Annotated in this window: 4 protein-coding genes, 1 pseudogene and 1 riboswitch; of the genes and pseudogenes, 3 read left to right on the top strand and 2 right to left on the bottom strand. The window is 73.0% G+C overall.

All coding sequences use genetic code 11. The annotated features are described in order from the left end of the window. Window positions 1–64 precede the first annotated feature (64 nt). Together CM1CMNOD_RS10705 and CM1CMNOD_RS10700 are read left to right on the top strand one after the other, a co-directional pair. Entirely contained in the window at window positions 65–1,354 is a 1,290-nt protein-coding gene (locus tag CM1CMNOD_RS10705) for a beta-ketoacyl-[acyl-carrier-protein] synthase family protein (RefSeq protein ID WP_013873662.1), read from the top strand. After that, the gene (locus CM1CMNOD_RS10700; RefSeq protein WP_013873663.1) at window positions 1,351–2,622 is read left to right on the top strand and encodes a beta-ketoacyl synthase N-terminal-like domain-containing protein; all 1,272 of its coding nucleotides are present in this window, start codon (window positions 1,351–1,353) and stop codon (window positions 2,620–2,622) included. Before CM1CMNOD_RS10705 ends, CM1CMNOD_RS10700 begins: the two co-directional genes overlap by 4 nt. 188 nt (window positions 2,623–2,810) lie before the next feature. Here the strand turns inward: CM1CMNOD_RS10700 and CM1CMNOD_RS23980 are convergent. Next, a pseudogene (locus CM1CMNOD_RS23980) lies at window positions 2,811–3,050 on the bottom strand (hypothetical protein); the annotation flags it as partial. Then, the gene (locus tag CM1CMNOD_RS10690; RefSeq protein WP_013873664.1) at window positions 3,051–3,551 is read right to left on the bottom strand and encodes a MarR family winged helix-turn-helix transcriptional regulator; all 501 of its coding nucleotides are present in this window, start codon (window positions 3,549–3,551) and stop codon (window positions 3,051–3,053) included. It lies immediately after the preceding pseudogene. Window positions 3,552–3,848: 297 nt separating this feature from the next. After that, window positions 3,849–3,974, top strand: a riboswitch (cobalamin riboswitch). A gap of 103 nt (window positions 3,975–4,077) precedes the next feature. On the opposite strand from CM1CMNOD_RS10690, the gene CM1CMNOD_RS10685 reads away from it, so the two are divergent. Then, a partial coding sequence (locus CM1CMNOD_RS10685; RefSeq protein WP_165001425.1) for an ATP-binding protein occupies window positions 4,078–5,410 on the top strand: 1,333 nt, incomplete at its 3' end.

Below are 5,410 nucleotides of genomic sequence, written 5' to 3'. Positions count from 1 at the left end.
CCCCCCTGCCCGCGCCGGCCGGGGTGGGCGGCAGCGGGAGCTGCGACCCACGGAAGGCACCAGCATGAGCACACGCCCGAGCCCGAGAAGGGCGGTGGTCACCGGCGTCGGCGTCGTCGCCCCCGGCGGGACGGACAGCCGCGCGTTCTGGACCCTGCTGACCGAGGGCCGGACCGCGACCCGCCGGATCTCGTTCTTCGACCCGGCACAGTTCCGGTCGCAGATCGCGGCCGAATGCGACTTCGACCCCGTCGCCGCCGGGCTGGACGCGCAGGAGATCCACCGCAACGACCGTTTCATCCAGTTAGCGCTCGCCGCGGCCGCGGAGGCGGTCACCGACAGCGGCCTGGACCTGCCGGCCGGCGCGCCCGACGGCGGATACGGCGTCGGGGTCAGCCTCGGCAGCGCCGTCGGCGCCACCACCCGCCTCGAGGACGAGTACGTCGCCGTCAGCAACAGCGGCCGTAACTGGCTGGTGAACCCGGCGTATGCCTCGTCCTTCCTCTACCACGCCCTGGTGCCCAGCAGCCTCGCCGGCGAAGTGGCACGCAGGTTCGGCGCGCACGGCCCCGCCGCGGTGGTGTCGACGGGCTGCACCTCGGGGATCGACACGATCGGCCGGGGCCACCAGCTCATCCAGGACGGCGCGGCCGACGTGGTCATCGCGGGTGCCACGGACGCGCCGATCTCACCGATCTCGATCGCCTGCTTCGACGCGATCCGGGCGACCTCAGCGCGCAACGACGACCCGGAGCACGCCTCCCGGCCGTTCGACGCCACCCGGGACGGGTTCGTGATGGGGGAAGGCGCCGCCGTGCTCGTCCTGGAGGAGTGGGAGCACGCCCGCCGCCGCGGCGCCCACGTCTACTGCGAGGTCACCGGCTACGCCTCCCGCTCCAACGCCTACCACATGACCGGGCTGCGACCGGACGGTGTGGAGATGGCCGAGGCGATCACCAGCGCGCTCCGGCAGGCCCGCACCCCGGCCACGGCGGTCAGCTACGTCAACGCCCACGGGTCGGGCACCAAGCAGAACGACCGGCACGAGACGGCCGCCTTCAAACGCTCCCTGGGATCGCACGCCTACCAGGTACCGGTCAGCTCGATCAAGTCCATGGTCGGCCACTCGCTCGGGGCCATCGGCGCGATCGAATGCGCCGCCTGCGCGCTGGCCATCGAGCACTCCGTGGTGCCGCCGACGGCCAACTGGGAGAACCGCGACCCCGACTGCGACCTGGACTACGTGCCCAAGACCGCCCGTGACCAGCGGATCGACGTGGCGCTGTCGGTCGGCAGCGGTTTCGGCGGCTTCCAGTCCGCGATCCTGCTCGAGCGTGCGACGGTGACCCGGTGAACGCCCCGGGCCAGTCCGCGGTGATCACCGGTATCGGCGTCGTGGCACCGAGCGGCATCGGGGCCGAGGCGCACTGGTCGTCCACGCTGCGCGGCGAGGTCAAGGTCGCCCCGGTCACCCGCTTCGCCACCCCCACACCCGCCGTCACCCCGGCGGGCGCCGCGGCGCCCGCCGCCGTCCTAGCCGGTGAGGTGGACGGCTTCCAGCCCGAGGATCATCTTGACCCCCGGCTGATCGTGCAGACCGACCGGTGGACCTGGCTGGCCCTGACAGCCGCCGGCCTCGCCCTCGACGACGCCGACTACCGGCCGTCCGATCATGATCCGTACGACACCGCGGCCATCCTGGCCAGCGGCTCCGGCGGCAACGAGTTCGGGCAGCGGGAGATCGGACGGCTGTGGAGCCAGGGTCGCCGGGCGGTGGGGGCCTACCAGTCCATCGCCTGGTTCTACGCGGCCAGCACCGGGCAGATCTCGATCCTCCACGGGCTGAAAGGCCCCTCAGGAGTGATCGTCTCCGGTGAGGCCGGCGGCCTGGACTGCCTCGGCGAGGCCCGCCGGGCCATCCGGCGGGGAACCCGCGCCGTGGTGGCGGGCGCCACCGAGGCCGCGGTCGCACCGTATGCGATGACCTGCTATGCCACGAGCGGGATGCTGACGGCGGGCAGCACCCCCGAGGAGGGCTATCGGCCCTTCTCCCGGCACGCCGACGGGTACGCGCCGGGCGAGGGCGGCGCTCTGTTCGTGGTGGAGGACGCCGCGGCGGCGCACGAGCGTGGCCGCCGCGGCTACGGGCGGATCGCCGGCTACGCGGCCACCCACGACGCCCACCACGACCGGCGCCCGGCGCCAGAGCCGGACCCCCTCGTGCGGGCGATGCGACGTGCTCTCGACGACGCCGGGCTGACCTCCGACGACGTCGACGTCGTCTTCGCCGACGGCATGGGTACACGCGAACACGACCTGTTGGAGGCACGCGCCCTAGGCGAGGTCTTCGGTGACCGCCTCGCCCACCTGCCGGTGACCGCCCCGCACAGCCTGGGCGGGCGCCTGTGCGCCGGGACGCCGGCGCTCAACGTGGCAACGGCGCTCCTGGCGATGCGGGACGGGGTGGTCCCCCCGGTGGGCAACCTGACCGATCCGGACCCGGCATACGGACTGCATCTGATCACGGGAGAACCACGCGGAATGCCGACGAACGTCATCATGATCAACGCCCGCGGCTACGGAGGGTTCAACAGCTGCCTCATCCTGACCTCGACGTCCTGACCTACGGGCTCGCGGCACCGCGGAGCACCGTGACCGGTGCCAAGGGCCGTAGGGAACCGCCCCTGCCGCGGGCCGCGCCCGATCTGGAGGGCATCGGGGTGCTGTCCAGGCTCCGCCAGGAATTCTCCGGCCACCAATGTTCTGGACGGCCCGATGCGGCAGTGGCGGGCCTGCCTGGCCGCTCTGTCTCACCGGCTGGTTGGTGTCCCTTGTGGAAGGGACAATGCGGAGAACCAGCGCAGGGCCGGCGTGGTGGCTCCCACCAGAGCGACGGCGCCGACGCACAGCAGGCCACCGCTGACCAGGGCGGCTGTGCCTGAGGTGGCGTCTGCGACAAGGCCGCCACGCATGTTGCCGATGTCCGGGCCGGCTTGTCCGACGATCTGTTCAGCCTGTTCAGCGGCGCTGACACGGCCGAGCAGCGCGTCTCATCCCAACGCGGGGTCCGCGCCCAGCTTCTCGATGATCCGGTCGTGGAAGCTCCTGCGCTCAAGGGCCTGCTCGATGTCGGCGACGACCCGGGTGAGCGGATAGGGGATCTCGGCCTCGAGGTCGGCGATGGCGGCCTCGGTGGCCTGCCACTCCGCCGCCAGGCGCCCGACGATGTCGCGGGCGTTGTCCGTGAGTGTCACCTTCTTGCTGCGCGCGTCGTCGCCCGTGATGGTGTGGACCCAGCCGGCCGCGCGCATCGCGGCCACCTTCTGGCTGAGAGCCGAATGTGTGCGGCCGACCGACTCGGCCAGCTCGGTGATGGTCATCGGCCCGTGGGCGTGGAGACGGAGCAGTTCCATCACGAAGCTCGGCTTGAGCTTGTCGATCTGCGCCTCGGAGTACATCCGGGCGATGTCCGCGTCCATCGACGCCTGCAGGAGGCGCAGGGGTCGCCAGAGGCTGTGCTGGGTGGGATCGGCTGTGTGCTCCTCGTTCATGCACACATTATGACAGGATTTATATAAGTCCTGTCATAAACGTACTCTCCGTCTGCGCCCCCACACCGCTGGCACGCTCACCACGCTCGGCTACCGCCTCCACCAGCGCACCAGCGAAATGACGGGGCACCGACCCCGCTGTCCACGACCGCCCGGCCGCACAGCCGCCGCACGCGGCATCTGATGCCGCACGCGACATCAGATGCCGGAGCGTACGGGTGAAGGTAAGAGTGCGGGCAGGGCGAAGGGGTCCGCGTGGTGGCGGGTTGTGCCATGCTGGGTGGGCGACGGCAGTGGAGGAAGCCGGTGGGAATCCGGCGCGGTCCCGCCACCGTAACCGGGGAGCGAACCCTCACCGTGTGTCACGGACGTGTAGGCGTCCGGAAGGCCGAGGGGGAGCACTGATCCGGGAGCCGGGATACTTCGGCCGTCCGCACCGTTACCGAGGGCGAGGAAACCCGAGGGAGGACCGCGGCATGCCCGTTCACGCCCGCCAGCCGGTGCCCGGCGCACGGTCGGGAGCACGATGACGGCCTACCCGCTGTCCGCGGTGGTGGGTATGGACGACCTGCGGCTCGCCCTCGTCCTCAACGCTGTGTCACCGGCCATCGGCGGGGTGCTCGTCCGGGGGGAGAAGGGCACCGCCAAGTCGACGGCGGTGCGGGGGCTCGCCGCCCTGCTCCCGCCCCTGCGGGTGGTGACCAACTGCCGGTTCGCCTGCGACCCGGCAGTTGGCGACGCCGACTGCCCCGACGGCCCGCATCCGCCCGACGGCCCCGCCGTGACCCGGGCGGTGCGGATGGTGGAGCTGCCGGTCGGCGCCTCCGAGGACAGGGTGACCGGGTCGATCGACCTCGACCGGGCGCTCGCCGAAGGCGTCACGGCGCTGCGCCCCGGGCTGCTGGCCGCCGCCCACCGCGGCCTGCTCTACGTCGACGAGGTCAACCTCCTGCACGATCACCTTGTCGACCTGCTGCTGGACGCGGCCGCGCTCGGTGTCGCCCACGTCGAGCGCGACGGGGTGTCGGTCCGCCACGCCGCCCGGTTCCTGCTGGTCGGGACGATGAACCCGGAGGAGGGCGAGCTGCGCCCGCAGCTGCTGGACCGGTTCGGGCTGACCGTCGAGGTCGCCGCCAGCCGGGACCCGCGGGTACGCGCCGAGGTGGTGCGCCGCCGACTGGCCTACGACGCCGACCCGCGGGCCTTCACCGCCGCCTGGGCGCGGCAGGACGCCGCCCTCGCCGCCCGGATCGCCGCCGCCCGTGACCGCCTGCCCGCCGTGGAGCTCTCCGAGACGGCGTTGCGCCAGGTCACCGCGGTCTGCGCCGCCTTCGACGTGGACGGGATGCGCGCGGACGTGGTCACCGCCCGCACCGCGATCGCGCTGGCCGCCTGGGAGGGCCGCGAGCGCGTCACCGCCGACGACATCCGCCGCGCCGCCCGCCTGGCACTGCCGCACCGGCGCCGCCGAGGCCCGTTCGACGCCCCCGGCCTGGACGAGGACACCCTCGCCGACGCCCTGGAAAAAGCGGGGGAGCCGTCTACGGACCCGGACGGACCGCCGCCGGCCGGCGGCGGTGGCAGCGGATCCGCCGCCGGCCACGGCGACGCCGCTGCCGACAGCCGTGACGGACATGCCGGCGACGGGCCACCGCCCACGTCGGCCGGCGACCTGCCGACCCCGCGCCCGGCGGAATCGGAACCCCTGCACCGGGCGGAAACGCAACGAACGGAAACAGGCGCGGCGGCGGAACCGCGGCCCGCCTGCGGGCCGACCACCGCGTCCGAACACAGCGGGTACGAGCAGCCTGACCCGTCGCGCGGGCAGACCGACACCGCCGACGTCCGTCCCGCCGGCC

The sequence above is a fragment of the Protofrankia symbiont of Coriaria myrtifolia genome (assembly GCF_900634755.1).
Lineage (GTDB): Bacteria > Actinomycetota > Actinomycetes > Frankiales > Frankiaceae > Protofrankia > Protofrankia coriariae.
This window is presented reverse-complemented; position numbering and strand designations above follow the sequence as displayed.

Excerpts from the sequence above, each read along its gene's own strand:
- CM1CMNOD_RS10705 (WP_013873662.1), top strand. The coding sequence starts at position 65 with ATGAGCACACGCCCGAGCCCGAGAAGGGCGGTGGTCACCGGCGTCGGC.
- CM1CMNOD_RS10690 (WP_013873664.1), bottom strand. The coding sequence starts at position 3,551 with ATGAACGAGGAGCACACAGCCGATCCCACCCAGCACAGCCTCTGGCGA.